Origin of the sequence: Acidocella sp. (genome assembly GCF_036489515.1) — a bacterium.
Classification (GTDB): domain Bacteria; phylum Pseudomonadota; class Alphaproteobacteria; order Acetobacterales; family Acetobacteraceae; genus Acidocella.
The window spans coordinates 1-25,894 of record NZ_DASXFO010000045.1 but is presented as its reverse complement, the minus strand read 5'-3'; the positions used below and the strand labels follow the sequence as shown (position 1 = coordinate 25,894).

Sequence of the window (25,894 nt, the reverse complement as noted above, 5' to 3'; positions counted from 1 at the left end):
CATGAACGCCACTGAGACCGCTTTTATCACCACCACCGCCGAACTCGCCGCCCTCTGCGAACGCCTCGGGGCTGAGGAATTCGTCACCGTCGACACCGAATTCATGCGCGAAAAAACCTATTATCCGGAGCTCTGCCTGGTGCAGCTGGCCGGTGAGGGCGATGTCGCGGTGGTGGACGCGCAGGCGAAAGGCATCGATCTGGCCCCGCTGGGGGCGCTGCTGGCCAAGCCGGATGTGGTCAAGGTGTTTCATGCTTGCCGCCAGGACGTGGAGATTTTCCTGCTCCTGTTCGGCGCGGTGCCGGAAAACCTGTTCGACACGCAGGTGGCGGCGATGGTGGCCGGGTTCGGCGACCAGGTGGGCTATGACGCGCTGGTCTCGGCGCTGACCGGCGGGCACATCGACAAGGCGCACCGCTTCTCCGACTGGTCGGCGCGGCCGCTGACCAAGGCGCAGGTGGACTATGCTGCGGCGGACGTGACGCATCTGCGCACGGTTTATGAGAAATTGACGGCCAGGCTGCGCGTCGACGGGCGGCTTGACTGGGTGGCGCAGGAGATGGCCTCCCTGGCCGATCCCTCCACCTATCGGGTGGACCCGGAGCGCGCCTGGGAGCGATTGAAGCTGCGCACCAGCAACCGCCGGCAGCTGGCGATCGTCCAGGCCATCGCCGCCTGGCGCGAGCGCGAGGCGCAGCGGGTCAACGTTCCCCGCCAGCGCCTGGTCCGCGACGAGCAGGTGCCGGAAATCGCGGCGCTGGCCCCCGGCGACGCCGAGGCGCTGTCCAAGGCGCGGGGCATCACCATGGGGTTTGCCCAAGGCAAGTCCGGCCAGTCGCTGCTGGCGGCGATCTCGGCTGCGAAGGCGCTGTCTGATGAGCAACTGCCCCGCTCGGAGCGTAGCCGCGACACGCCACGGGCCAGCCCGGCCTTGGTGGCGCTGCTGAAAGTGCTGCTGAACGCGGTGGCGGAGCAGAACAACGTAGCACCCCGGCTGGTGGCGAGTTCCGAGGATGTCGAGGCGATGGCGCTGGACGAGACGGCGGAGAACCCGGCGCTGCAAGGCTGGCGGCGCGAGATGTTCGGCGAAGACGCGCTGCGGCTGATCCGCGGCGAGATCGCGCTGTCGGCCCAGGGCAAGCGGGTGAAAATCGTTAGCGTTTAAGGCGAGCGGCCGCTTTTAAAAAAGCGGCGCAAAATTTTTTGCTCCGCTGGGCCATGGGCGGTGTCGGCGACAACGCCTATGGCCCAGGTTAACAAAGTTTTTTTGCTTCTTTTTGTTCACAAAAAGAAGCCTTCCCTTGCGTTCCGCGATGCGATTTCCAGCCGTATCGCTCCAGGCGGCGCATAAGCATGCTTTCAGTATGGTTATCGAAGGGCATCATAATGTCTGACGCCTAACCTGGCCGTAGCGATGCCGCCACGTTCAGGGCGATAGAGCCATTAACCGGTGTTATTGCATAGCTAACATGCCCGGTTGCCCAAGTGACAATTTTTTCAACGTAAGGTTAAGGGCCTTTAACTATCGAGGCTGGTGACCTTCACAAAGCGACAACGCCTCGATCGGCTTCATCAGATGCTTGAAAGGCATCTCGATCATTAGGAGTTGCGTATGAAAAATCTTCCCATTGTCAGTAAATTTCTGGCAGTCCTGGGTATCTTTGGCGTGTTTGTCATCGCTGTCGCATTCTATGCGACGAGCCAGATAACCTCCATCAATTCTGAGTACACTCATCTCAGAGACGGCCCGACCGCGGCTGAGATAGACCTGGCTAACGCCAACTCAGACATTCACGCCATGCTCGACCACATCGCGCAATTGATGCTCGACAACACGGCTGCGGAAAATCAGACGGATCTCGCCGGCATCGCGGATTTCAAGGGCAGGTTTAGCCAATTCATGGATCAGGCTGCTGCTGCCGCTATTGTTCCTGCCAATGCCGCCGATATGGTGGAGTTGAAATCGCGCACCTTGCAGGCCGTCGACGGTGCTTGCGCCAATTCGATTCAGTTGGGCTCGTCAGCCACGACGCCCGCTGAAATCACGGCTTCGCAAGCCGCTTATCTCAGTCAGTGCGCGCCGCAATTTCCCTCTCTGGTGCTCGATGTGAGAACACTGCAGGACCGGATAGCGAACGTGAACACATCTGTCGCCGCCTCGCTGGCAGTGACGGCGCATAACACGGTCATCACGACCTTTATCCTGATTCTTGGCGGCCTTGTGGTGATCATGCTGGGCGGCTTCTTCGCGGTCCGCGGCTGGGTCGTGTCGCCGATCCAAGGGCTGCAGGGGGTGATGGGCAAGCTTGCCGGCGGAGATTTGCAAGCCAGGGTCACCGGGACGGACCGTAGGGACGAAATCGGCGGCATGGCCCGCGCGGTGGAGGTGTTCAAGGAGGCCGGCATCGAGAAGCAGCGCCTCGAGGCGGAAGCCACGGCCCAGCGCGCGGCGGCTGAACAGGAGCGTCAGCGCACGGAAGCTGAGCGCGCGGCGGCGGCCAAGCAGCAGGAATTCGTCGTGCATTCGGTCGCCACAGGGCTGGAAAAACTCTCCAACGGCGATCTGCTGTTCCGCCTGACCGAGGCGTTCTCGAGCGAGTACGAAAAGCTGCGCGGCGATTTCAACGCAGCGATGGAGACGTTGCAGGGGACGATGCAGTCGATCGCTGTCAACACCCAGGGCGTGCGGTCGGGGGCAGAGGAAATCACCCAGGCTTCGGATGATTTGTCGCGGCGCACCGAGCAGCAGGCGGCGAGCCTGGAAGAGACCGCGGCGGCGCTGGACCAGATCACCGCGACGGTGCGCCGCACCGCCGAAGTGGCGAACGAGGCGCGGGATCTGGTGTCGACTTCGAAGACCGATGCGGAACGTTCCGGCGACGTGGTGCGCCAGACGGTGGGAGCCATGGACGGGATCGAATCCTCGTCCAAGCAGATCGCCAACATCATCGGTGTGATCGACGAGATCGCCTTCCAGACCAATCTTCTGGCGCTCAATGCGGGCGTGGAAGCGGCGCGCGCCGGCGATGCCGGGCGCGGCTTCGCGGTGGTGGCAACCGAGGTGCGGGCACTCGCGCAGCGCTCGGCCGATGCGGCGAAGGAGATCAAGACGCTGATTTCAGCTTCCGGCCAGCAGGTGGAGACCGGGGTGAAGCTGGTGAGCGAGACTGGCAACGCGCTGGGCCGGATCGTGACGCAAGTGACGCAGCTGAACGGGTTGGTGGTGGAGCTGGCGGCCTCGGCCAAGGAGCAGGCAACCGGGCTCGGCGAGGTGAATGCCGCGGTCAACCAGATGGATCAGGTGACGCAGCAGAACGCGGCGATGGTCGAGCAGGCGACCGCGGCGAGCCACGGCCTCTCCGGCGAAGCCCATGAACTCGTCCGTCTCGTGGGGCAGTTCCGCATCGGCGAGAGCGTTGCGGCACCGGTGCTCAAGCGGGCCGTTCCTAAGACGCCGCCGAAGAAGCGCGTCGTGACCACGTCCGCGAACAAGGTCGCCATGCTGCCCCGCCAGGATGAGGCGAAGCAGCCGGCCGTGGCCGGCGCGGCGGAGGACTGGCGCGAGTTCTGATCATCAGCGTTTAAGGCAAGCGAAAGGGCCATGGGCGTGTCGCCGACACAGCCCATGGCCCAGCATAAAAAAAATTTTTGCGCCGCTTTTTTCAAAAAGCGGCTGCTTCCTTACAGACCGGCAAGCGTCGCCGGGTCGGGGCTGCCGTCGAAATATTTCTGCAGCGCTGCGGCGAATTCCGGGGCCGCGGACACCTGTGCGAACAGCGTCATGCAGGACCGAAACTTCGCGGCGTCGACGGGGCCGAGAATGTCGGTGGCGGATTTGTCCGGCACGGCCAGGACCAGCCTTGTGCAGTCCAGCAGACGCGGGCCGAGCAGCTTGTGGGCGAGATAGGCCGTTGCCTCGTCGCGGCCCGAAATGGCGTAGGTCTGCGACATTCGGCTTGTCCCCAGCCCGGCGAGCTGCGGGAAGATGAACCACATCCAGTGCGTGCGCTTGGCGCCGGCGGCGAGCTCTGCGTGCACGGCGGCGAAGATTGGCGCCTGGGCGGTGACGAACCGTTCCAGGTCGAAGCTGTCCGCCAAGCTAGGCTGCCTTGGGCAGCAGCGCGTCGTCGATTTCGGCGGCGCGGAGTGCTGCGGGTCGGGCGTTGATATGCGCCCAGTATTTTGTGAAGGCAGGGCGTTTTTCGACCAGCTCGAAGCGCAGGCCGAAGCCGAGCATGGCGCCGCAATAGATGTCCGCGGCGGTGAATTGGTCGCCGGCAAGGTAGGATGACTGCGTCACGGCGTATTCCATCATGTCCATCACCGTCTCAAAGCTGCCATAGCCGCAGAACCTCGCATGCTCGGGCGGAATGGTGAAGCTGAAGCGTTTGTTGGTGATCGCGGCCTCGAGCGGCCCGGCGCCGAAGAACAGCCAACGGAAATAGGCGCCACGGCGCGGGTCGGTGGCCAGCGGGGCGAGCTCGGCCTCGGGAAACACGTCGGCGAGATAGGCGACGATGGCGGCGGTCTCGGTCACCACCGTGTCGCCGAGGCGGATCGCCGGGACCTTGCCCATCGGGTTGATCGCCAGAAATTCCGGCGTTTTTGCATCGCCCGCGGCAAGGTGCAGAATTTCAGTCCGGTAGGGGTACCCGATTTCTTCCAGCATCCAGCGGACGATGCGTCCGCGCGACATCGGGTTGGTGTAGAAAACCAGCTCCATCTGACGCTCCCTCGGTAAGGTTTGAGGTGGGCTGGAGTGTAGCGCTAAACGGGCGCGCGCGACAGCGGCATGGTCAGGCAATGTGCCGAGCCGCCGCCGCGGGCGAATTGCTCCAACGCCGGGTCCAGAACCACGATCCCCTCGGCGCGCAAGGCGGCGTTGATGCGCTTGGAGTGCGCCGGCGAAATCACCCGTCCGTCGCCCAGCGCCAGCAGGTTGCAGGACAACGCCATCACTTCCGAATAGCTGGCACGGATGCACTTGATCTTCCGCTCGGCGAGAAAGGTGCAAAATTCCTCGCCCAGCACGTCGACGCAGGCGACCGCGAGGTGCGGGGTGGCCATGCAGAACAGCACGTCCAGGTGCAGAAAATGCGCGGGGAAGTGGACCAGCCTCACCTCCCAGTCCTGCGTCGAGAAAAATCCCGCGAATTGCCGCGCCCCGGCCTCATTGGTGCGGACGCCGGAATAGCCCACGACCAGAAGCCCCGGCCGGATGATATGGATATCGCCGCCCTCGAGCGTCCCGGCGCTGGCGTATTTGTGGAACCCGCCATAAGGCGCGTGAAACTCCAGCACCGAGGCATATTCGCTGCGCCGCTGCGGCATGGCGAGCTGGGTGAGGACCGGCCCCCAGGGCGTGGTCTGCGAGGAATCCCGCGTATAGACCTGATAGGGCAGATGCGGTTCGGGAACGGTGTAGTGCAGGGCAACGCCGGCCTCAGTCAGCGCCGCCTCCAGCTCCCGGTACTGCGCCTGCAGCCCGGCGTGATCAAGAACGGCACCCGTCGCCAGCGTGGCATGGATGACGGCATTGGTGTCGACCCAGCAGTAATGAACGGGCCGGCAAAGCAGGACGTCGGTGAGGCGCCCTGTCTCTGATTCGACCCGCCAGCGCACGGCTTTATGCCGCCCGAGCGCGCAGCATGTTCTGCGCCACCAGCACTTCGGCGATCTGCACCGCGTTCAGCGCCGCACCCTTGCGCAGGTTGTCCGAGACGCACCAGAAGGCCAGGCCGTTCTCCACCGTCGGGTCCTTGCGGACGCGCGAGACAAACACGGCATCTTCGCCCTTGCACTCGATCGGGGTGATGTAGCCGCCGTCGGTCCGCTGGTCCTGCAGCACCACGCCGGGGGCGTTGCGCAGGGCGGCGCGGGCCTCGTTCACCGTGATCGGGTTTTCGAACTCCACATGCACCGCCTCGGAATGGCCGATGAACACCGGCACGCGCACGCAGGTGGCGATTACGGCGATGTTCGGGTCGAGGATCTTCTTGGTCTCGACCGCCATCTTCCACTCTTCCTTGGTGGCGCCGTCTTCCATGAACACGTCGATCTGCGGGATCACGTTGAAGGCGATGTCCTTCTGGAACACTTGCGGGGCGTTGCGGTCGTTGACGTAGTGCACCTTGGTGTTGGCGTGCAGCTCGTCCATGCCTTCCTTGCCGGCGCCCGAGACCGACTGGTAGGTGGCGACCACCACGCGCTTGATCTTGAACTTGTCGTGCAGCGGCTTCAGCGCCACGACCATCTGGATCGTCGAGCAGTTCGGGTTGGCGATGATGTTGCGCTTTTTGAACTGGGCGATCGCCTCAGGGTTCACCTCCGGCACCACCAGCGGCACGTCAGGATCCATGCGGAACTGCGAGGTGTTGTCGATGACGATGCAGCCCGCGGCGCCGGCGCGCGGCGCATGCACCGCCGAAATCGAGGCCCCGGGGGAGAACAGCGCGATATCCCAGCCGGTGAAGTCGAAGGTGTCGAGGTTTTGGATCGTCAGAACTTTATCTTCGCCGAAGGAGACCTGCTGGCCGGCGGAGCGGGCGGAAGCCAGGGCGGCAACCTCCGAGACCGGAAAATTCCGTTCAGCGAGGGTTTTGAGGATCTCGCGTCCGACCGCACCGGTGGCACCGACAACCGCAACCCTGAAAGACATGGCGAAAACTCCGAAATGAAAAGCCGGAGGTTGAGTAAAGCCAAAGGAAGGGCAAGGCAAGGGAAAGCCTGGATTGCCAGGGAAGGGCGAGTCTGGCAGCCTTACCGTAAACGTAAGGGGACGGAAATGACAACAAATCTTTTGGTGGAAACTGAAGGCGCGGTGCGGCGTCTGGTGCTCAACCGCCCGGAACGGCTCAACGCGCTGGACGCGGCGCTACTGACTGCGCTGAACGAGGCTTTTGCCGCCGCCGAGGCCGATCCGGCGGTGCGCGCGGTGCTGTTGACCGGGGCGGGGCGGGGGTTTTGCGCCGGCGCCGACCTGCAGCAGAATTTCGGTGCCACGCCGCCGGATCTCGGGGCCGCGCTGGAGGCATCCTACAACCCGCTGGTGCGGCGCATGCGCTCCATGGGCAAGCCGATCCTGTGCGCGGTGAACGGCGTGGCGGCGGGGGCGGGGATGAACCTCGCGCTCGCGGCGGATATCGTAATCGCCGCCCGCTCAGCGAATTTCTCCCAGGCCTTTATCCGCATCGGCCTGGTTCCCGATGCCGGCGGCACATATTTTCTGCCGCGTTTGGTGGGCGAGGGCAGAGCGCGGGCGCTGGCCATGCTGGGCGAGACCCTGACCGCGGCGCAGGCCGAGGCGATGGGGCTGGTGTGGAAACTGTTCGACGACGAGCATCTGCCCGCCGAGGCGCTGGCGATGGCCAAGGCTCTGGCGGACAAGCCCGCCGGCGCGATGGCGGCGACGAAGCGGGCCTTTGCCGCCGCCGCGGTGAACGGGCTGGATGCGCAACTGGCGTGGGAACGCGACACCCAGCAGGCGCTGGGACGCAGCGCCGATTTTGCGGAAGGAATCCGAGCCTTCGCGGAAAAGCGCCCGGCAGTGTTCAACAAGTAGAAGGCAAAGTGAAGCCTACTTTTTGTGAACAAAAAATAGCAAAAAAACTTTGTTATGCTGGGCCATGGGCGTTGTCGCTGCCACCGCCCATGGCCCAGCATAACAAAAATTTTTGCGCCGCTTTTTTAAAAGCGGCCGCTTTCTTTTTACATGAATGAAACCGGGTCGATATCGACATCCACCCGCACGTTTTTCGGGATGTCGGTGCGGGCCAGCCAGTCGCGCATGAGTTTTTGGACCGGCACGTGCCGGGCCGCTTTCAGCAGCAGCCGGCGCCGGAAGCGTCCGCGCAGGAGCGCGAACGGGGCGGGGGCGGGACCCAGGACTTCCGTGCCGGGCGCGGTTGGGGCGCTGCGGGCGAGGGCGCGGGCGGTGGCGTCGGCGAGTTTTTCGTCCGTGGCGCTGACGATCAGCGCCACCAGCCTTCCGTAAGGCGGCCAATGGCCGGGGCGGCGCTGCGCCGCCTCCTGGGCCAGGAATTCCGGCAGATTTCCCGACAGCAAGGCGGCGATCACCGGGTGTTCGGGCGCGAAGCTTTGCAGCAGCACCGTGCCTGGCGCCTCGGCGCGGCCGGCGCGGCCGGCGACCTGGTGCAGCATCTGCACGGTGCGTTCGCCGGCGCGCAGATCGCCGCCGCCGAGGCCGAGATCGGCATCGACCACGCCGACCAGCGTGAGATGCGGAAAATGCCAGCCTTTCGCCACCATCTGCGTGCCGATGATCAGGTCCACCGCGCGGTCGGAAATCGCCTGCGCGGCGGCGGCGGCCTGTTTCGGCCCCTGGATCATGTCGCTCGCCATCACCAGCGTGCGCGCCTCGGGGAAAAGCTGCGTGACCTCCTCGGCGATCCGCTCGACGCCGGGGCCGATTGGCACGAAGCTCGATTCCGCTTCGCAGCCGGGACATTTCTGCGGCATGCCGACGCTATGGCCGCAATGGTGGCAGATCAGCCGGGAATGGCTGCGATGTTCGACCAGCCAGGAGGTGCAATGCGGGCAGGCCAGGCGATGGCCGCATTGCCGGCACAAGGTAAGGGGCGCGTAGCCGCGGCGGTTGAGGAACAGCATGCCCTGCTCGCCGCGCGCCATTGTCTCGCGCAGCGCCGTCACCAGCACCGGCGAGAGAAACTGGCCTTTCTCCGGCGGGTGTGCGCGCAGGTCGACAGCCTTCACGGTGGGCAGGGTCGCCCCGCCATGGCGGGTCGGCAGATCGACCTTCTTGTAACGGCCGGAGGCGGCGTTCTCCACGCTCTCGAGGCTCGGCGTGGCGCTCACCAGCGCGCAGGGGGCAGCGGCCAGGCGGGCGCGCAGCACCGCCATGTCGCGGGCGTGATACATCACCCCGTCTTCCTGCTTGAACGCGCTTTCGTGCTCCTCATCCACCACGATCAGTTGCAGGTCGGCGAAGGGCAGGAACAGCGCCGAGCGCGCCCCCACCACCACGTTCACTCTCCCCTCCGCCACCGCGCGCAGCGTTTCCCGCCGCAAGGCCGGCGTCAGCTCGGAATGCCAGACCGCGGGCGGCGCGCCGAAGCGGCGCTCGAAGCGCTGGAAGAATTGCACCGAGAGCGCGATTTCCGGCAACAGCACCAGCGCCTGGCCGCCCTGGCGCAGCACTTGCGCCACGGCCTCCAGATACACTTCGGTCTTGCCCGAGCCGGTCACGCCGTCGAGCAGGGTCACGGAAAATGTTCGTGCCCGCACATCCTCCTGCAGCGCTGCCACCGCCGCCTCCTGGGCGGCGGAAAATTCGGGCGGCGGCAAAGTGGGATCGGCGCCGCCGAAAAGAAATTTTTTCGCCCGCGCCGAGGGGGCGGCGAGGAGAGATTCCTTGAGGGCCAACGCCAGCACGTCACCGCGCCGGGCCAGCGTGTAATTCGCCACCCAGTCGATGAACTGCATCAGCTGCGCCGGCAGCGGCGGGAAATCAAGGATTTCCGCCACCGCCTTGGTTTTGACCGTCTCGTCAGGCGCCGTGTCCCAGACCGCGCCGACCGCCACGCGCTTGCCCAGCGGCACCCGCACCAGCGTGCCCGGCGGCAGCTTTGAGGCGGACTCATAGGTGAAGGCGGCATCGAACGGATAAGGCAGCAGCACGCTGAGACGGGTGGTTTGGCTTCGGGCATCCATGCTACATGCTTAGGCCGGACCATCTGAAAACGGGAAGTGCGCATGAAATTCTTCGTCGACACCGCTGAAATTTCCGAGATCCGCGAACTGGCCGAGACCGGCCTGCTGGACGGGGTCACGACGAATCCGTCGCTCATCGCCAAATCCGGGCGAAAAATCACCGAGGTGATCGCGGAGATCTGCGATGTCGTATCCGGCCCGGTGAGCGCCGAGGTGGCGGCGACTGAATACGGCCAGATGATGAAAGAGGCGGAGGTGCTCTCACGCATCGCCCCGAATGTCGCGGTCAAGGTGCCGCTGACGCCGGATGGCCTGCGCGCCTGCCACAGCCTGAGCCAGAAGGGCGTGATGGTGAACGTGACGCTGTGTTTCTCCGCCGCCCAGGCGCTGCTGGCGGCCAAGGCCGGCGCCGCCTTCATCTCCCCCTTCGTCGGCCGGCTCGATGATATCGGCCAGAATGGCATGGATCTGATCGCCGACATCACGCAGATCTATAACAACTACCCGGCGATCCGGACCGAGGTGCTGGTCGCCTCGATCCGCAACCCGATCCATCTGATCGAGGCAGCGAAAATGGGCGCCGATGTCGCGACCATTCCGCCCGCGGTCATCCGCCAGCTCTATGCCCATCCGCTCACCGATAAGGGCTTGGCCGCGTTTCTGGCCGATTGGGCGAAGACCGGGCAGACGATTGCCTAGTAAGCGAAGAGAAGACTTCTTTTTGTGAACAAAAAGAAGCAAAAAAACTTTGTTAATGCTGGGTCATGGGCGCTGTCGGGGACACCGCCCATGACCCAGCATAGCAAAAATTTTTGCGCCGCGTTTTTTAAAAAGCGGCCACTTTGCTAGCCTACCATCCCCTCGCAGGTGAGTTTCTGGGCTGGCTGGGCGGCGAGCGCCGCGCGGCCGCCAAGACCGTGGAGACTTATGGCCGGGACATTCTGGCCTTTCTGGCGTTCTGCCAGGAGCATATCGGCGCCGAGCCGGATGCGGCGGCGCTGGGCGCGCTGCGGGCGGCGGATATCCGCGCCTGGATCGCTGCTGATGCTTTGAGAGGGACGGGGAACACGACGCGCGCCCGAAAGCTTTCGGCGATCAAGACGTTCTACCGGTTTCTGCGCAAGCGCCACGGGGTCGAAAACACCGCGCTGGCGCTGGTCGGAAGGCCCCGGCCCAAACGACCGCTGCCGCGGGGCTTAAGCCCCGACGATGCCAAAAAAATCGCCCAGGACATCGGCGAGGCCACCAACAGGGCACAGACGCAGGCGCGTGACGAGGCGCTGATGTGTCTGCTCTATGGCGCTGGCCTGCGCATCAACGAGGCGCTGTCGCTCAATGTCGGTGATCTGCCGGCGGAGGATGCCGCGCTGCGCGTTACCGGGAAAGGCAGCAAACAACGCATCGTGCCGCTGCTGCCGGTGATCCGCGCCGCCCTAGCCGCCTGGCTGCGCCTGCATCCCAACAGCGCGCCGGACGCACCGCTTTTCCTCGGCGTGCAGGGCAAGCGGCTGAATGCCGGGGTGGTGCAGAAAACGCTGCGCGATTTCCGGCGGCTGAACGGGCTGCCGGAGCACGCCACGCCGCACGCGCTGCGACACTCTTTCGCCACGCATCTGCTGGAAGGGGGCGCGGATCTGCGTTCGATCCAGGAACTGCTCGGTCATGCCAGCCTCTCCACCACGCAACGCTACACCGATGTCGAGACCGTGCGGCTCATGGAGGTCTGGCGCAACGCGCATCCCCGCGCGGCGCGGCGGGACGCGTAAGGACGGGAAGACTACTTTTTGTGAACAAAAAGTAGCAAAAAAACTTTGTTAATTTGGGCCTGGAGCAGAAGCGATCCTCGTCACTTTGTGACTTTTAGGCCCTCGAATCTGTGCATAATGGCCACGCATTGCCTTTTTTAAAATAATCTGGGCAAAGATATCCTTATGATGCATGTAGGATTAATGGTAATTCAGCCGGCTTATGCCGTTTCCGGGCTTCTCGTCGGTATTCTGGTCGGCCTCACCGGGGTTGGCGGCGGTTCTTTGATGACGCCGCTGCTGATGCTGGTGTTCGGCTTTCACCCCACCACGGCGGTCGGCACGGATCTGCTGTTCGCCGCCGCCACCAAGACGGTGGGGACGACGATCCACAGTGCGGGCAAGACCGTGGACTGGCGGATCGTCGGGCGGCTGGCCTGTGGCTCGGTGCCGGCGACGATCCTCTGCCTGGCCGGCATCGCCTATTTCGGCGTCGCCAGCAACGGCGTGACCAACGCGATCTCGCTCACTTTGGGGGTGGCGCTGCTGCTCAGCGCGATCAGCCTGGTGTTCAAGGGGCAGATGGTGAAATTCATCAGCCGCCGCTATCCCAGTTTCGGCGTCGAGGCGTCGTATAAGTATACGATCGCGGTTGGGTTCGTGCTCGGCATCCTGGTCTCACTCTCCTCGGTGGGGGCGGGAGCGCTTGGCACGGTGGCGCTGATCGTTCTCTACCCACGCCTGCCGCTGGTCACCATCGTCGGGTCCGACATTGCCCATGCGGTGCCGCTGACCCTGCTGGCCGGAATCGGCCACTGGTATCTCGGCACGGTGAATTTTTCGCTCCTGGAATCGCTGCTCGTAGGCTCCATTCCCGGCATCATCATCGGCAGCTACACGGCCCGCTACGCCCCGGACGGGGTGCTTAAGGCGGCGCTGGGGATCATTCTGGCCGTAGTCGGCGGGAAGATGCTGTTTCATTAGGAAGCGAAGGCAAGACTACTTTTTGTGAACAAAAAGTAGCAAAAAAACTTTGCTTTGCTGGGCCATGGGCTGTGTCGGCGACAACGCCCGTAGCCCAGCATAGCCAAAAATTTTTGCGCCGCTTTTTTTAAAAAGCGGCTGCTTTCTTTCTTCTCCATAAAAAACCCGCCTCCCGAAAGGGCAGGCGGGTTTTTTTTGTGAGCGGTGTGGAGATTAGCTGTGGTGGTGAGACGCGGCGATGCAGTCCACCATCGCCTGCGCCGAGATCAGCCGGTCGGAGGCGACGCGATAGGCGTCGCGGTCGGCCATATTCACAGCGTTGAAGGCGGTCGTGGCTTCGGCTAGAGCGGCGTCCGCCTTGGCCGGGTCAAGCTCGGACTGGCGGGTGATGGAATCCGCCAGCACTGCGCATTGCGTTTCGGTGACCTCGGCGAAGCCGCCGGAGACGAAGAAACGGTCGATGATCCGGTCGTTCTCGTAGATGTCCACCAGCCCGCCGCGCAGGCTGGTGATCATACGGGAGTGGCCGGGAAGGATGCCGAGGTCGCCCTCGGTGCCCGGGATCACGACCATGTCGACGTCGCGCGCCAGCAGGAGCTTTTCCGGGCCGATGATTTCCAGCGCGAGAGGCATGATGGCTCCTTAGGCCTTCGTGGCCATGGCTTCGGCCTTCTTGATGGCATCCTCGATGGTGCCGACCATGTAGAAGGCGGCTTCCTGCAGGTGGTCATACTCGCCGGCGACGATGCCCTTGAAGGAGCGGATGGTGTCTTCGACCGCCACGAACACGCCCGGCGAGCCGGTGAAGACTTCCGCCACGTGGAAAGGCTGCGACAGGAAGCGCTCGATCTTGCGGGCCCGCGCGACGATCAGCTTGTCGTCTTCCGACAGCTCATCCATGCCGAGGATGGCGATGATGTCCTGCAGCGACTTGTAGGTCTGCAGGATGCGCTGCACGTCGCGCGCCACCTTGTAGTGCTCCTCGCCGACGATGCGCGGGTCGAGCGAGCGCGAGGTGGAGTCGAGCGGGTCCACCGCCGGGTAGATGCCCTTTTCGGAGATCGCGCGGTTCAGCACGGTCGTGGCATCCAGATGGGCGAACGAGGTCGCGGGCGCCGGGTCGGTCAAGTCGTCGGCCGGCACGTAGATCGCCTGCACCGAGGTGATGGAGCCCTTCTTGGTGGAGGTGATGCGTTCCTGCAGCGCGCCCATGTCGGTGGACAGTGTCGGCTGATAGCCCACCGCGGAGGGGATGCGGCCCAGCAGCGCGGACATCTCGGCGCCCGCCTGGGTGAAGCGGAAAATGTTGTCGATGAAGAACAGCACGTCCTGGCCTTCCTGGTCGCGGAAATACTCGGCCATCGTTACGCCGGAGAGGGCGACGCGGGCGCGCGCGCCCGGCGGCTCGTTCATCTGGCCATAGACCAGTGCCACCTTGGAGCCGGCGGTGTCGTTCTCGCCCAGCTTGATGACACCGGCATCGATCATTTCATGATATAGGTCGTTGCCTTCGCGGGTGCGCTCGCCGACGCCGGCGAACACCGACACGCCGCCATGGCCCTTGGCGATGTTGTTGATCAGTTCCTGGATGAGCACGGTCTTGCCCACGCCGGCGCCGCCGAACAGGCCGGTCTTGCCGCCCTTCTGATAGGGGGCGAGCAGGTCGATGACCTTGATGCCGGTGACGAGGATTTCCGCGGAGGCGGACTGTTCCTCGAAGGGCGGGGCATCGCGGTGGATCGGCATGCGGCCGACGGCCGGAACCGGGCCGCGCTCGTCGATCGGGTCGCCAACCACGTTGAGGATGCGCCCCAGCGTGCCCGGGCCGACCGGCACGGAGATCGCCGCCCCGGTGTCGGTGACCTCGGCGCCGCGGACCATGCCGTCGGTGGTGTCCATGGCGATGCAGCGCACGGTGCGCTCGCCGATTTCCTGCGCGACTTCCAGCACCAGGGTGCGCTCGCCGACCATGGTGGTGAGCGCGCTCTGGATGAAGGGAAGCTCACCCTCGAACTGCACGTCGACGACAGCGCCGAGGATTTGGGTCACGCGACCAGTGTTGTTGCTTGCCATGTGTCTCTACCTTAAACGGCTTCAGCGCCGGAGATGATCTCGATAAGTTCTTTGGTGATGTTCGCCTGCCGGGCGCGGTTGTAGCTCTGCGAGAGCTTCTTGATCATTTCACCGGCATTGCGGGTGGCGTTGTCCATCGCCGTCATCTGGCTGGCATAGAAGCCGGCATTGTTTTCCAACAACGCGGCGTAGATCTGCACCGCCAGGTTGCGCGGCAGCAGCCGGTCCAGCAGCGAGCCGTCATCGGGCTCGACCTCGTAGCCCTGCGCGTCGTCGGCGGCGTTGTCGTTGGCCTGGGACGGGGCGGCGGGGATCAGCGGCGAGGTCGTCACGGTCTGGGTCATCACCGACTGGAAGCGGTTGAACACCAGCGTGCAGACGTCGAACTGCCCGTCGCGGAACATCTGGATCAGGTCCTGGGCGATCGCCTCGGCGTCGGTGAATTCCAGCGTCTTCTTGCCGACGAAATTCTTCGTGCCGATGACCTTGTCGCCGAGATCGCGGCGGAGCGAATCATTGCCCTTGCGGCCGACGGCGAAAATTTTCACCGTCTTGCCCTGGCTTTCCAGCGCCTGCGCCTGGTTGCGGACAGAGCGGGCGACGTTCGAGTTGAACGCACCGGCGAGGCCGCGATCGGCGGTGACAGCCACGAGCAGATGCGTCTGCTGGCGGCCATTGCCGACCAGCAGCGCAGGCGCGCTCGGGTTTTTCGCTTCGGCGGCGGCCAGGGCCGCCATCATTTCGCCCATACGCTTGGCATAGGGACGGGAGGCCTCCGCCTGCGCCTGCGCGCGGCGCAGTTTGGCGGCGGCCACCATCTTCATCGCACTCGTGATCTTCTGCGTCGATTTGACGCTGCTGACCCGGTTGCGGAGGGTTTTCAGTGACGGCATGCGTCAGCCGAACGTGCGCAGCAGGTTTTCGATGAAGGCGATCAGGCTCTTCTCGGTCTCCGGCTTGATTTGCTGATCGTTGCGGATGGCCTCGACGATGCCCGGCTCACGCGCCTGGATCTCGGAGAGCAGGTGCGCCTCGAACTTGCCGACCTGGTCGACCGCCAGGTTGTCCAGATAGCCGCGGGTGCCGGCGAACACCGAGATCACCTGCTCCTCGACGGAGAGCGGCTGGTATTGCGGCTGCTTCAGCAGTTCCGTCAGGCGCGCGCCACGCGCCAGCAGCTTCTGCGTCGCCGGGTCGAGGTCGGAGGAGAACTGCGCGAAGGCCGCCATTTCGCGGTACTGCGCCAGTTCCAGCTTGATCTTGCCGGCGACCTGCTTCATCGCCTTGATCTGCGCGGCGGAGCCGACGCGCGAGACCGAGAGGCCGACATTCACCGCCGGGCGGATGCCCTTGAAGAACAGCTCGGTCTCCAGGAAGATCTGGCCGTCGGTGATCGAGATCACGTTGGTCGGAATGTAGGCGGACACGTCGCCGGCCTGGGTCTCGATGACGGGCAGGGCGGTCAGCGAACCGGCGCCCATGTCGTCCGACATCTTCGCCGCACGCTCGAGGAGACGCGAGTGCAGATAGAACACGTCGCCGGGATAGGCCTCGCGTCCCGGCGGACGGCGGAGCAGCAGCGACATCTGGCGATAGGCGACGGCCTGCTTGGAGAGGTCGTCATAGGCGATCAGCGCGTGCATCGCGTTGTCGCGGAAATATTCGCCCATGGCGCAGCCGGTATAGGGCGCCAGGTACTGCATCGGGGCCGGGTCGGAGGCGGTGGCGGCGACGACGATGGAGTATTCCATCACGCCCTGCTCTTCGAGCGTGCGCACCAGTTGCGCCACGGTGGAGCGCTTCTGGCCGACCGCAACATAGATGCAGTAGAGCTTCTTGCTCTCATCGCCCAGGGCGTTGATGGCCTTCTGGTTGATGATGGTGTCGATGATCACCGCGGTCTTGCCGGTCTGGCGGTCGCCGATGATCAGCTCGCGCTGGCCGCGGCCGATCGGGATCAGCACGTCGATCGACTTGATGCCGGTCTGCATCGGCTCATGCACCGACTTGCGCGGGATGATGCCCGGCGCCTTGGTCTCGACCAGGCGGCGTTCGGTGGAGACGATCGGGCCCTTGCCGTCGATCGGGTTGCCGAGCGCGTCGACGACGCGGCCGAGCAGGCCCTTGCCGACGGGGACGTCGACGATTTGGCCGGTGCGGGTGACGGTGTCGCCCTCGCGGATCCGCGTATCGTCGCCGAAAATCACCGCGCCGACATTGTCCTGCTGCAGGTTCAGGGCCATGCCCTTGATGCCGGCGCCGGGGAATTCCACCAGCTCGCCGGCCATCACGTTGGTCAGGCCGAAAATCCGTGCGATGCCATCGCCGACAGAGAGCACCTGGCCGGTCTCGGCCACGTTGGACTCAGTGTCGAAATTCGCGATCTGGCTCTTCAGAATTTCGGAGATTTCAGCTGGGCGGATCTCCATGTCAGGCAGCTCCCTTGAGAGAATAATTGAGCCGGTTAAGGCGAGACTTGAGGCTGGTGTCGAAGAGCTTGGCGCCGATTTTCAGCACCAGCCCGCCGAGCAGGCTCGGATCGGTGTGTTCACGCAGGTGCACATTGCCGTAGCCGGCCTCGGTGAGGCGGGCGCGCAGCTGATGGCGCTGCGTGTCGGACAGAGCGTGCGCGGAGGTGACGTCGGCGACGATCTCGCCGCGCTTGGTCGCCACATAGGCGGCGAAGCCGGCGATCAGAAACGGCAGGTCGCGCAGGCGGCGATTCGCGATCACCACGTTCACGTAATTGCGGATAATGGGCAGAAAGCCCTGAGCGGCCAGCGCCTGCGTCAGGACCGGGGCGGCCTTCGCCGCATCGGTCAGCGGGGTTTCGATCAAACGGCGCAGATCCGCGGATTCCTGGATCAGGCGGCCAAGTGCGGCCATCTGATCGACGACGTCATTCAGGATCTTCTGCTCGAACGCGAGCGCGTAAAGCGCTGCCGCGTAGCGACCGGATAATCCCGTTTCACCAGTACCCGTGTGATCGACCAATTATGCTGCTCGCTTGCTATTTTGCCGTGATTTAAGGCCCATCGGGCCATATCCGCCGGGCAGTAACATAGCGTTGCCGGGCCAGCAAGGCCGAAGCTGGGGCTGGGGGGCGATGTCGCGCCGGATCGCGTGGGGGCGGAGCAAGCGCAGGGAAGGCTACTTTTTGTGAACAAAAAGGAGCAAAAAAACTCTTTTTGCTCCTGGGCCATGGGCGTTGTCGCCGATAATGCCCATAGCCCAGCATAAAAGAAGTTTTTGCGCCGCTTTTTTCAAAAAGCGGCCGCTTTCCTATCTGGCACATTCCGGCATGGCAGAAATTTCGTACCGTACCTTGTCTTTGCGCCGGCATGGGCGGAAAAATGTCAGAGTCAGTAACGGAAATGCCCATGTCCCCCGATCAACAAGTCGCTCAGCTAGAGGGCGCCGGTCGCGTTTATTCCCACGCTGAGCGCATGCGCGTGGTGTTCGGCATTCTCACCTGCATGATGCTGGCGGCGCTCGACCAGACGGTGGTGCTGCCGGCGATCCCGCAAATGGCGGCGAACCTGCACGGCGCGGGGCATCTCTCCTGGGTGGTGTCCGCCTACCTGCTGACCGCCACGGCGACCACGCCGATCTACGGCAAATTATCCGACCAGCTGGGGCGGCGCGAGGTGCTGATCCCGGCGCTGGTATTTTTCTGCGTCGCCTCGGTGCTGTGCGCGCTGTCCTCCTCAGTGCTGATGCTGATCTTGGCGCGGGCCTTGCAAGGGATCGGCGGCGGCGCGCTGCTGGCGGTGAGCCAAGCGGCGGTGGCGGATGTGATCCCGCCGCGCGAACGCGGCAAATACCAGGCCTGGTTCTCCATGGTGTGGACGATCTCCTCGGTCGCCGGGCCGATCGCCGGCGGATTCGTCGCCCAGGCCTTAAGCTGGCGCTGGATTTTCTGGTTCAACGTGCCGCTGGCGCTGCTCGCCATGGGCTTCAGCGCGCGGGGGCTGGCCGGGCTGAAGCCCACCGGGCTGCGCAGCCGGATCGATTATTCCGGCGCGCTGCTGATGATGGCGGCGGTGGCGGCCGCTTTGTTCGGGCTGAGTACGGGCGGCGTGGATGTGCCGTGGCTGTCGGCGGAGGTGCTCGGCGTTTTCGCGCTCGCGGTCGTGATTCTCGCGGTGCTGGTGCTGCAGCAGAGGCAGGCGGAAGCGCCGCTTTTTCCCGGTGCGCTGCTGGTCAAGCCAGCTTTCCGGGCGCTTCTGGAAGTCTCCTTCGCCAATGCCGCCGCCATGTTCGGGGCGATTTTTCTGCTCCCGCTGATGCTGCAATGGCTCTACCACCAAGGGGCGAGCGCCTCCGGGCTTGAACTGGTACCATTTTTGTTCGGGAGCACGGCGGGGGCCTATGGGGCGGGGCAGATGCTGCGGCGCACCGGCCGTGGCCGTGTCATTCTGATGGCCGGCGTCGCCACCTCGGCGGCGGGATTCCTGGTCCTGGCGGTGGCGCCGGGGGCCGGAACTCTGTTCTATCCGATCAGCGTCTCCGCGCTGTTCGGCCTCGGCATCGGTTGCGTGATGCCCGTCTCGCTGGTGCAGGCGCAAAGCCTGGCGGCGCGGCGGGATATGGGAGCGGCAACGGGATTGCTGATGTTGATGCGCGCGATGGGCGGGGCGTTCGGCGCCACCTTGGTCGGCGCCTTGCTGGCGCTGGCGCATTCGAACCTGCACCAGGGCTTTCGCTACGGCTTTTGCGCCTGCGCCACGCTCCAGATCGTGGCGATGGTGATCGCCTGGCGGATGAAGGAAATGCCCCTGCGCAGTTCGCTGGAAGGCGCGACGGCGAGCGAGGCGTAGAAAGAAAGCAGCCGCTTTTTAAAAAAAGCGGCGCAAAAAATTTTTATTATGCTGGGCCATGGGCGTTGTCCGCGCCAACGCCCATGGCCCAGCGTAATAAAGTTTTTTTGCTACTTTTTGTTCACAAAAAATAGTCTTCCTTGTCTTACTCGTTGGCGGGATAGACGGCCATCAGTCGCTTCTGATGCTGCCACAGCGCCAGCAGCTTGAAGGCGCCGAGCGGGCGCAGGCCGCGCTTGCGGATCGTCGCACCGATGCGGAACGACTCGCCGTAATGGAAGAACTGCGCGGCATAGGCCTTGGCGATGGTCATTTGCGGGTCCCAGATATGGGTCGCTTCCGAGCCGCTGCCGTTCAACTCGATGATCTTGAAATTCTCGCCGGCTCGCAGATCCTCCAGCGATTCGTAGCGCAGGTCGATCCGCGAGAAGTGCAGGTCCGGCATATCCCTCGCGATCTCGTCGATGCGCGCGGTCAGTGCCGGGGTGACGATGTCCTGCCCGTCCTTGAAGGTCGAGCCGCGGCAATGGTTGCCGACGAAGACCAGCCGCACCGTCTCGCCGCGGGGCGGCACGCTGTCCGCCTTGGCGCCGATTTTCGGCAGGATCAGGTTGGAAACGGCGTTCAGCCGCGCATCGGCGGCGACCAGCTGGCGCACGGTGGAGGCGCCGTCGCCGGTCACGGTCGGGGGGAATTTCAGGGTCACCGAGGTGATGCGGCCGCTGGCCTCGCCGGGGTGGCGGATATAGAAAATTCCGGCCTCGCCCTCGAAGGGGACATAGGCCTGCAGCTGCAAGGCCGTGGCGCGGGGGAATTCGGCGAGATAGGCGGCCAGCTGCGTGTCGTCGCGGACGATGCGCACCCCCACGCCGTTGCAGCTCATGTCCGGCTTGGCGACCACCGGATATTCCAGCCCCGCTGTGGCCATCGCGGCGCGGGCCAGCGCCAGGTCGTTGCCGTCATTATGGCCCGAGGTGGTGACGGCGGCGAAGTTGGCGATCCATTGCCGGGCCGTGGGGCCGGCCTGGTCGAGAATGCCGTTCTTGGACTCGCCGCAGAGGCCGCCGGCATCGATGCGGGGATTGGCCAGCGTCGGCAGGGTGATGCTGCCATAGCGGATGGATTTCAGGATCCAGAAGGCGACCACGGGGGTGTAGAACAACCAGCCGGGCCAGAATTCAAAGAAGGAAACGGGGCTTTTGGCTTTGGAGAGGCCGGCCTGCCCGAAGAAGGAGCGCAGGTTGGTGCGGAGCGTTGTCTCGCTCATGAACTGGTCCTCTTATCGTAAATACGCGTGGCAAGCCGTCCCACCATCACTAACATTATAAGAAATATTGCAAGGCCTGCCCAGCGCCAAACGCCGAGATAATGCATCAGCAAGGTGCCGAGCCGCAGGCTGACGTAAAAGAGCCCGGACGTCCATACCAGCGTGGCGCCGATGGCGGCGGCCGCAAAGCGGCCGAGAGGCGCGTGCAGGAAGCCAAGCGTGGTATAGGTCGGCAGGCGCAGGCCGGGGACGAAGCGGCTGACCAGAACCAGGGAGATGATCCGCTGGCTGACCCAGTCGCGGCCGATATCGCGCCGCCGCTTGGGCACCATCCGCGCCGCCCAGGGATGGGAGGCGGACAGGCCGCCGAGCCCGTAAAGGCCGAGATCGCCCAGCACAATGCCCGCATAGAGCGAGCACAGCGCCAATGGCAGGGATAGCGCCCCGGTCGCCACCTGCATCGCGGCCAGGAGCGTTGCCGCGTCTTCCAGGATGAATGTGCCGATCACGATCGTCGCCGCCTGCAGCGGCTCGTTGCCGGAGGCTGCCGCGAGCAGCTCCGTGAATTCGGATGTGATCATATGGCTCCACATAGGGAAAACCGCGTCGCACCTCAAATCGGCGCGTCACCCCTCGCGGCCAGGGGGGAAACGGTGAAAGGGGCGGGGAGGGCTTGACACGAAGGGTTGCCTTGCGTCGGGGCGCGGGGCTCAGAGAGAGGAAAGCGGCCGCTTTTCGAGCCAAAGCGGCGCAAAAACTTTTGTTATGCTGGGCCGTGGGCGTTGTCGCCGACACAGCCCATGGCCCAGCATTAATAAAGTTTTTTTGCTTCTTTTTGTTCACAAAAAGAAGACTTCCCCTTCGCTTCCGGCTCTAGGTCCTGTCGCCGTCGTCGGCGGGCAGGGAGGCGAGATGGTCGGTCGAGGGGGCGATGATCAGGCACGAGGAACGGCGCGCGGCCAGGTCGTTGCAGGTCTCGTGCGCGGCCGTGAGGGTCAGGCCGGCCAGCTGCGCGGTCCACAGCGTGTGGCCGTGCCGTTGCAACCGGGCGATGCGGGCGACGCCGACGCCGTGCCGTCTTTGCACTGCGATCGCCTCGATGCGCGCGCTGACCATGAGTCTGTAGACGCCGAGCTGCGCGGTCCAGCCGCCAATGGCGCCGGGATGGCCATAACGCCCGGCGTCACGCGAAGCGGCCATGCGGACCGGAACGGCGGGCGTGGTGATGGGCGCGGCTGGCGCGGCGGCGGCAACGGCGAGATCCGGCGCGGTGCCGCGGTCGTCAAAGCCGTTGTTGAGCTGCATCGCCATCGCGGTGTAGCTGGTGCCCCAACTCGGCTCGTGCAGGGTGACGCCGATCAGGATCCGGCCGTCGTGGTCGGCCGTGGTCACGAGATTGTGCCGGGCGAGATCGGTATAGCCGGTCTTCATCCCGGTAGTGCCGGGATAGAGTTTCAGCATGCCATTGTTGCTGTAGATCGTGCGGCCCTCGAAATCGAAGCTTTCGACCTCGAAGAAATGCTGGTCTTCCGGGTCGTTGATGACGATATCCCGCGCCAGGATTCCGAGGTCGCGCGCCGTGGTCACCTGGTTCGGGTCGGGCAGGCCGGAGGGGTTGGCGAAATGGGTCTGCGCCATGCCGAGCGCCTGCGCGCGCAGGTTCATCATTTCCGCGATGCGCACGTCGGAGCCGCCGCCCAGATACTCGCCGAGCGCGGTTGCGGCGTCGTTGGCGGACATCGTGGTCATCGCCAGGATCGCCTGTTCCACGGTGATGGTGCTGCCGGGGCGCAGGCCGAGCTTCACCGGCTCGACCGAGGCGGCCTGCACGGAGACCGGGAGCGGTGTGTCCAGGGTCAGCCGGCCGTCGCGCAGCGCCTGGAAGGCGAGGTCGAGCGTCATCAGCTTGGTCAGGCTGGCGGGGTAGCGGGGAATGTCCGCCCCGCTCTCGGCGAGCACGCGGCCGCTGGCCGCGTCCATCACCAGCGAGCTCGGGCCGGGATAGGTCGGGCCGAAGCCGGCCGAAGGGGGGACTATCTCGGCCGCCGGCCGGTACCGCACATGATGGTAGTACGCGTGATGGTGGTACGCGTGATGGTGGTAAATGTGGTGATGGACGTCAGCGGTGGCGGGTCGCACAGTCAGCCAACTGGCCGCACAAAGGCCGAATAATGCTGCCAGCCTAGCGCCTCGCCTTTTCAACCCCGCCCCCATACACGCCATCCCGCGAAAAACTGCGTCGATCTAAACGTTCCGGACGTCTTGTGTCCAGCCAAAAATTGTTTACCGGCCGTAGAAAAGAACAGAAATTTTAAGGGGTTAAAAGGGGAGGCTGGCCGGGCGGCGAGGCGTGCGTGGCCGTCGGCCATGGCCTTCGCCGGGCGCTCCGAGTGCGGCTTGCAAAGACCACCATTTTCACAAACTCGTGTGGCCAGCAGCGGAATGTTTCAAAATCAAGAAGTGTTTGTGCGTCGCACAACAAACATATTGACCCCGAAACGCTATTTAAGCTATAGCAATTTTGCTGCACTGCGGCAAATGCCGTTTTCGCTCGCCTGGTTGGGGCTGTGCAGACCTTTTATGATCTTAAATGGGGAATAATAAGAGAATGAGCAGCACGAAATCGAAAGCCGCCTCCGAGGTCGCGACCACCTTCGAACACACGGCCGACGCCGCGAACAAAGGGTTCGACAAGACCCTGGTGACGATGAAGGAAGGCATGGAGCGGGCCGCCAAGGGGCTCGAGACCTCGCAAGTGAAGATCAAGGAAAATATGGAGAAAGCGATGAAAACGGCCGAGGAAATGATGGTGTTCAGCCAGGGCAACATGGAAGCGCTGATGAAGGCGGGCCAGATCTACGCTTCCGGCTTCCAGGATATTTCCAAGCATTTCGCCGCGTCCAGCAAGGCCTCGCTGGAAGAGACGGTGGCCTTCACGAAGTCCCTGATGGGCGTGAAATCGGTCAAGGAAGCGGTCGATCTGCAGACTGGCTTCGCCAAATCCTCGATCGAGAAGGCGGTGTCCGAGACCAACAAGCTGACCGATGCCAGCGTGAAGTTGGCCGAGCAGGTGGTCGCGCCGATCACCGCGCGTGTCACCCTGGCGGTCGAGACGTTCGGCAAGACGCGCTAAGGCCAGCGCGGGGCCGGCGGAGGCGCCCGGTCCCTCGTATTTTTTGCGACCGCCGGCTTTTTCGAGCGGCGGCGGCGAGGCTGGCTCCTGACGGGGCCGGCCTTTTTGCGTTCGGGGGCGGGGCATGCCGTCAATTTCTTGTTCATGCGGTGATGTTTTTCGGTCCAAGCGGAAAATCGCTCTTTCACATCGGCCAGAGCTTTCGATATGCTGGCTTATCGGAGAAGGGTCGATCCTGGGGTTATCCGGGGGTGGATCTATCCGGAGGGGGCTAGGCGCAGGCCCGATCGAGTTTCAGGATGCTGATGATGAGTGAGAACGACAAGCAGCGGGGAGGCGAAGGGCCGAATACCGGCGTGGTGGTCAAACCCCGCCCCAGGACCCGTAAGCCGACCATGTACAAGGTTCTGATGCTGAACGACGATTACACGCCGATGGAGTTCGTCGTGCATGTTCTCGAGCGCTTCTTCCAGAAATCCCGCGACCAGGCGACGCAGATCATGCTGCATGTGCACCGCCGCGGCGTCGGGGTGTGCGGCGTCTACACCTACGAGGTCGCGGAAACAAAAGTGACTCAGGTCATGGACCTGGCGCGGCAAAACCAGCACCCTCTGCAATGCACTATTGAGAAAGAATGACGCTGTAATGCCATAAAGCGTCCCTATGTTGCGTTTATAGGGGCTGGCGCCGTCCGGTCAGATCCCGAATGATGGCAACAAATGGCAATGACGCCGGCCGGGCAGGCACTTGTATCGCCCGGATATAAGAGCGCCGTTTATCGGCGTGAAGGAACGGTTTAAAGCTATGCTCTCTAGCAATCTTGAACAAACTCTGCACCGTGCTCTTTCATTGGCTGCCGATCGCAAGCATGAATATGCGACGCTCGAGCACCTGCTCCTTGGCTTGATCGACGATGCCGACGCCATCACGGTGCTGCGCGCCTGCGGGGTCGATATCGAGAAGATCAAGAAAGACCTCACCGAATTCCTCGACAAGGACCTCGCCGGGCTGGCCACTGACCGCGCCGGCGACCCGAAGCCGACCGCCGGCTTCCAGCGTGTCGTGCAGCGCGCCGCCATCCATGTGCAGTCCTCCGGCCGTGACGAGGTCACCGGGGCGAACGTGCTGGTGGCGTTGTTCAGCGAGCGCGAGAGCCATGCGGTATACTTCCTGCAACTGCAGGACATGACGCGGCTGGACGCGGTGAACTTCATCTCCCACGGCATCGCCAAGTCGCCGGGCAAGTCGGCGCCGCGCACGCCCACCGGGGCGGCCGAGCAGGAGCCGGACCGCGAGGAGAAGAGCACGCCCAAACGCGGCCAGGACGCGCTCACCACCTATTGCGTCAACCTCAACAAGAAGGCGGTGGCCGGGAAGATCGACCCGTTGATCGGCCGCGAGCAGGAGATCGAGCGGACCATCCAGATCCTCTGCCGCCGCACCAAGAACAACCCGCTCTATGTGGGTGATCCCGGCGTCGGCAAGACCGCGATCGCGGAAGGCCTGGCCAAGCGCATCGTCGATGGCGACGTGCCGGAAGTGCTGCTGAACGCGACGATCTTCGCGCTCGACATGGGCGCGCTGCTGGCCGGCACCCGCTACCGCGGCGATTTCGAGGAGCGGCTGAAGGCGGTGGTGACCGAGATGGAGAACTCGCCCGGCGCCATTCTGTTCATCGACGAAATCCACACGGTGATCGGCGCGGGTGCGACGTCCGGCGGGGCGATGGATGCCTCCAACCTGCTCAAGCCGGCTTTGGCGCAGGGCGCGCTGCGCTGCATCGGCTCGACCACCTACAAGGAATTCCGCAACTATTTCGAGAAGGACCGGGCGCTGGTCCGGCGCTTCCAGAAAATCGACGTCAACGAGCCGTCTGTCGAGGACGCGGTGAAGATCCTGCGCGGGCTGAAGGTCGCGTATGAGAAGCACCACAAGGTCCGCTACACCGACGACGCGATCCGCGGCGCCGTGGAACTGGCGGCGAAGTACATCAACGACCGCAAGCTGCCGGACAAGGCCATCGACGTCATCGACGAGGCCGGGGCGGCGCGCATGCTGCAGCCGGAATCCAAGCGCCGCAAGACCGTGACGCTCAAGGATGTCGAGGACATGGTGTCCAAGATCGCCCGCATCCCGCCCAAATCGGTCTCGGCCGACGACAAGGAGGTGCTGCGGACGCTGG

Annotated in this window: 23 protein-coding genes; 10 read left to right on the top strand and 13 right to left on the bottom strand. The window is 64.1% G+C overall.

Going from position 1 to position 25,894, the window contains the following annotated elements; all coding sequences use genetic code 11:
* The first annotated feature begins 1 nt into the window (after window position 1).
* Together rnd and VGG47_RS06815 are read left to right on the top strand one after the other, a co-directional pair.
* Complete coding sequence (rnd, locus tag VGG47_RS06820) at window positions 2-1,165, top strand: ribonuclease D (protein ID WP_331536767.1); 1,164 nt, start codon at window positions 2-4, stop codon at window positions 1,163-1,165.
* Between the two features lie 447 nt (window positions 1,166-1,612).
* Window positions 1,613-3,571 carry a methyl-accepting chemotaxis protein gene (locus VGG47_RS06815; RefSeq protein ID WP_331536765.1) on the top strand — a complete coding sequence of 653 codons (1,959 nt, stop codon included), beginning with the start codon at window positions 1,613-1,615 and terminating at the stop codon, window positions 3,569-3,571.
* Window positions 3,572-3,681: 110 nt separating this feature from the next.
* Here the strand turns inward: VGG47_RS06815 and VGG47_RS06810 are convergent, their stop codons facing one another.
* Genes VGG47_RS06810 through VGG47_RS06795 form a run of 4 tightly spaced genes read right to left on the bottom strand, consistent with a single transcriptional unit; the run spans window position 3,682 to window position 6,658 of the window.
* Window positions 3,682-4,098 carry a DUF1810 domain-containing protein gene (locus VGG47_RS06810; RefSeq protein WP_331536763.1) on the bottom strand — a complete coding sequence of 139 codons (417 nt, stop codon included), beginning with the start codon at window positions 4,096-4,098 and terminating at the stop codon, window positions 3,682-3,684.
* Between the two features lies 1 nt (window position 4,099).
* The gene (locus VGG47_RS06805) at window positions 4,100-4,723 is read right to left on the bottom strand and encodes a glutathione S-transferase family protein (protein ID WP_331536761.1); all 624 of its coding nucleotides are present in this window, start codon (window positions 4,721-4,723) and stop codon (window positions 4,100-4,102) included.
* A gap of 44 nt (window positions 4,724-4,767) precedes the next feature.
* Window positions 4,768-5,622, bottom strand: coding sequence for a dimethylarginine dimethylaminohydrolase family protein (locus VGG47_RS06800; RefSeq protein ID WP_331536759.1), 855 nt, complete (start codon window positions 5,620-5,622; stop codon window positions 4,768-4,770).
* Window positions 5,623-5,626: 4 nt separating this feature from the next.
* The gene (locus VGG47_RS06795) at window positions 5,627-6,658 is read right to left on the bottom strand and encodes an aspartate-semialdehyde dehydrogenase (protein ID WP_331536756.1); all 1,032 of its coding nucleotides are present in this window, start codon (window positions 6,656-6,658) and stop codon (window positions 5,627-5,629) included.
* A 126-nt stretch (window positions 6,659-6,784) separates the two neighbouring features.
* Between VGG47_RS06795 and VGG47_RS06790 the strand changes: the two genes are divergently transcribed.
* Complete coding sequence (locus tag VGG47_RS06790) at window positions 6,785-7,561, top strand: enoyl-CoA hydratase-related protein (protein ID WP_331536753.1); 777 nt, start codon at window positions 6,785-6,787, stop codon at window positions 7,559-7,561.
* Between the two features lie 146 nt (window positions 7,562-7,707).
* Here the strand turns inward: VGG47_RS06790 and priA are convergent, their stop codons facing one another.
* A complete protein-coding gene (gene priA, locus VGG47_RS06785) occupies window positions 7,708-9,690 on the bottom strand; it encodes a replication restart helicase PriA (protein WP_331536752.1) in 1,983 nt (660 codons plus the stop codon).
* A 42-nt stretch (window positions 9,691-9,732) separates the two neighbouring features.
* On the opposite strand from priA, the gene fsa reads away from it, so the two are divergent.
* The 3 genes from fsa to VGG47_RS06770 all read left to right on the top strand — a co-directional run bounded on the left by fsa (window position 9,733) and on the right by VGG47_RS06770 (window position 12,419).
* Window positions 9,733-10,389: a fructose-6-phosphate aldolase gene (fsa, locus tag VGG47_RS06780; RefSeq protein ID WP_331536750.1), complete on the top strand. Its 657-nt coding sequence runs from the start codon at window positions 9,733-9,735 to the stop codon at window positions 10,387-10,389.
* Between the two features lie 143 nt (window positions 10,390-10,532).
* A complete protein-coding gene (locus VGG47_RS06775; RefSeq protein ID WP_331536748.1) occupies window positions 10,533-11,456 on the top strand; it encodes a tyrosine recombinase XerC in 924 nt (307 codons plus the stop codon).
* 183 nt (window positions 11,457-11,639) lie between these two features.
* The gene (locus tag VGG47_RS06770) at window positions 11,640-12,419 is read left to right on the top strand and encodes a sulfite exporter TauE/SafE family protein (RefSeq protein WP_331536746.1); all 780 of its coding nucleotides are present in this window, start codon (window positions 11,640-11,642) and stop codon (window positions 12,417-12,419) included.
* Window positions 12,420-12,632: 213 nt separating this feature from the next.
* Here VGG47_RS06770 and atpC read toward each other — a convergent pair whose 3' ends face one another.
* From atpC to atpH, 5 genes are read right to left on the bottom strand one after another with little or no spacing between them, the layout of a single operon-like run.
* Window positions 12,633-13,052 (bottom strand): ATP synthase F1 subunit epsilon, encoded by a 420-nt coding sequence (gene atpC / locus VGG47_RS06765; protein ID WP_331536744.1) that lies wholly within the window; start codon window positions 13,050-13,052, stop codon window positions 12,633-12,635.
* Between the two features lie 9 nt (window positions 13,053-13,061).
* A complete protein-coding gene (gene atpD, locus VGG47_RS06760; protein WP_331536743.1) occupies window positions 13,062-14,492 on the bottom strand; it encodes a F0F1 ATP synthase subunit beta in 1,431 nt (476 codons plus the stop codon).
* Between the two features lie 11 nt (window positions 14,493-14,503).
* On the bottom strand, window positions 14,504-15,385 hold the full coding sequence (locus VGG47_RS06755; RefSeq protein WP_331536741.1) for a F0F1 ATP synthase subunit gamma: 882 nt from the start codon (window positions 15,383-15,385) through the stop codon (window positions 14,504-14,506).
* A gap of 3 nt (window positions 15,386-15,388) precedes the next feature.
* The gene (gene atpA / locus VGG47_RS06750; protein ID WP_331536739.1) at window positions 15,389-16,921 is read right to left on the bottom strand and encodes a F0F1 ATP synthase subunit alpha; all 1,533 of its coding nucleotides are present in this window, start codon (window positions 16,919-16,921) and stop codon (window positions 15,389-15,391) included.
* A 1-nt stretch (window position 16,922) separates the two neighbouring features.
* Window positions 16,923-17,486, bottom strand: coding sequence for an ATP synthase F1 subunit delta (gene atpH / locus VGG47_RS06745; protein ID WP_331536737.1), 564 nt, complete (start codon window positions 17,484-17,486; stop codon window positions 16,923-16,925).
* Window positions 17,487-17,872: 386 nt separating this feature from the next.
* Here atpH and VGG47_RS06740 point away from each other — a divergent pair, with 386 nt between their 5' ends.
* Window positions 17,873-19,312 (top strand): MDR family MFS transporter, encoded by a 1,440-nt coding sequence (locus VGG47_RS06740; RefSeq protein ID WP_331536735.1) that lies wholly within the window; start codon window positions 17,873-17,875, stop codon window positions 19,310-19,312.
* Between the two features lie 145 nt (window positions 19,313-19,457).
* Here the strand turns inward: VGG47_RS06740 and VGG47_RS06735 are convergent, their stop codons facing one another.
* The 3 genes from VGG47_RS06735 to VGG47_RS06725 form a co-directional block, all read right to left on the bottom strand.
* A complete protein-coding gene (locus VGG47_RS06735) occupies window positions 19,458-20,579 on the bottom strand; it encodes a D-alanine--D-alanine ligase (RefSeq protein WP_331536733.1) in 1,122 nt (373 codons plus the stop codon).
* A complete protein-coding gene (locus VGG47_RS06730) occupies window positions 20,576-21,160 on the bottom strand; it encodes a DedA family protein (protein WP_331536731.1) in 585 nt (194 codons plus the stop codon). Before VGG47_RS06730 ends, VGG47_RS06735 begins: the two co-directional genes overlap by 4 nt.
* A gap of 292 nt (window positions 21,161-21,452) precedes the next feature.
* Window positions 21,453-22,718, bottom strand: coding sequence for a D-alanyl-D-alanine carboxypeptidase family protein (locus tag VGG47_RS06725; protein WP_331536729.1), 1,266 nt, complete (start codon window positions 22,716-22,718; stop codon window positions 21,453-21,455).
* 469 nt (window positions 22,719-23,187) lie between these two features.
* On the opposite strand from VGG47_RS06725, the gene VGG47_RS06720 reads away from it, so the two are divergent.
* The 3 genes from VGG47_RS06720 to VGG47_RS06710 all read left to right on the top strand — a co-directional run.
* Window positions 23,188-23,712: a phasin family protein gene (locus tag VGG47_RS06720; protein WP_331536727.1), complete on the top strand. Its 525-nt coding sequence runs from the start codon at window positions 23,188-23,190 to the stop codon at window positions 23,710-23,712.
* Between the two features lie 308 nt (window positions 23,713-24,020).
* Entirely contained in the window at window positions 24,021-24,350 is a 330-nt protein-coding gene (gene clpS / locus VGG47_RS06715; protein WP_331536858.1) for an ATP-dependent Clp protease adapter ClpS, read from the top strand.
* Window positions 24,351-24,516: 166 nt separating this feature from the next.
* Window positions 24,517-25,894 (top strand): AAA family ATPase (locus tag VGG47_RS06710; protein ID WP_331536725.1); only part of this gene is annotated, 1,378 nt, incomplete at its 3' end.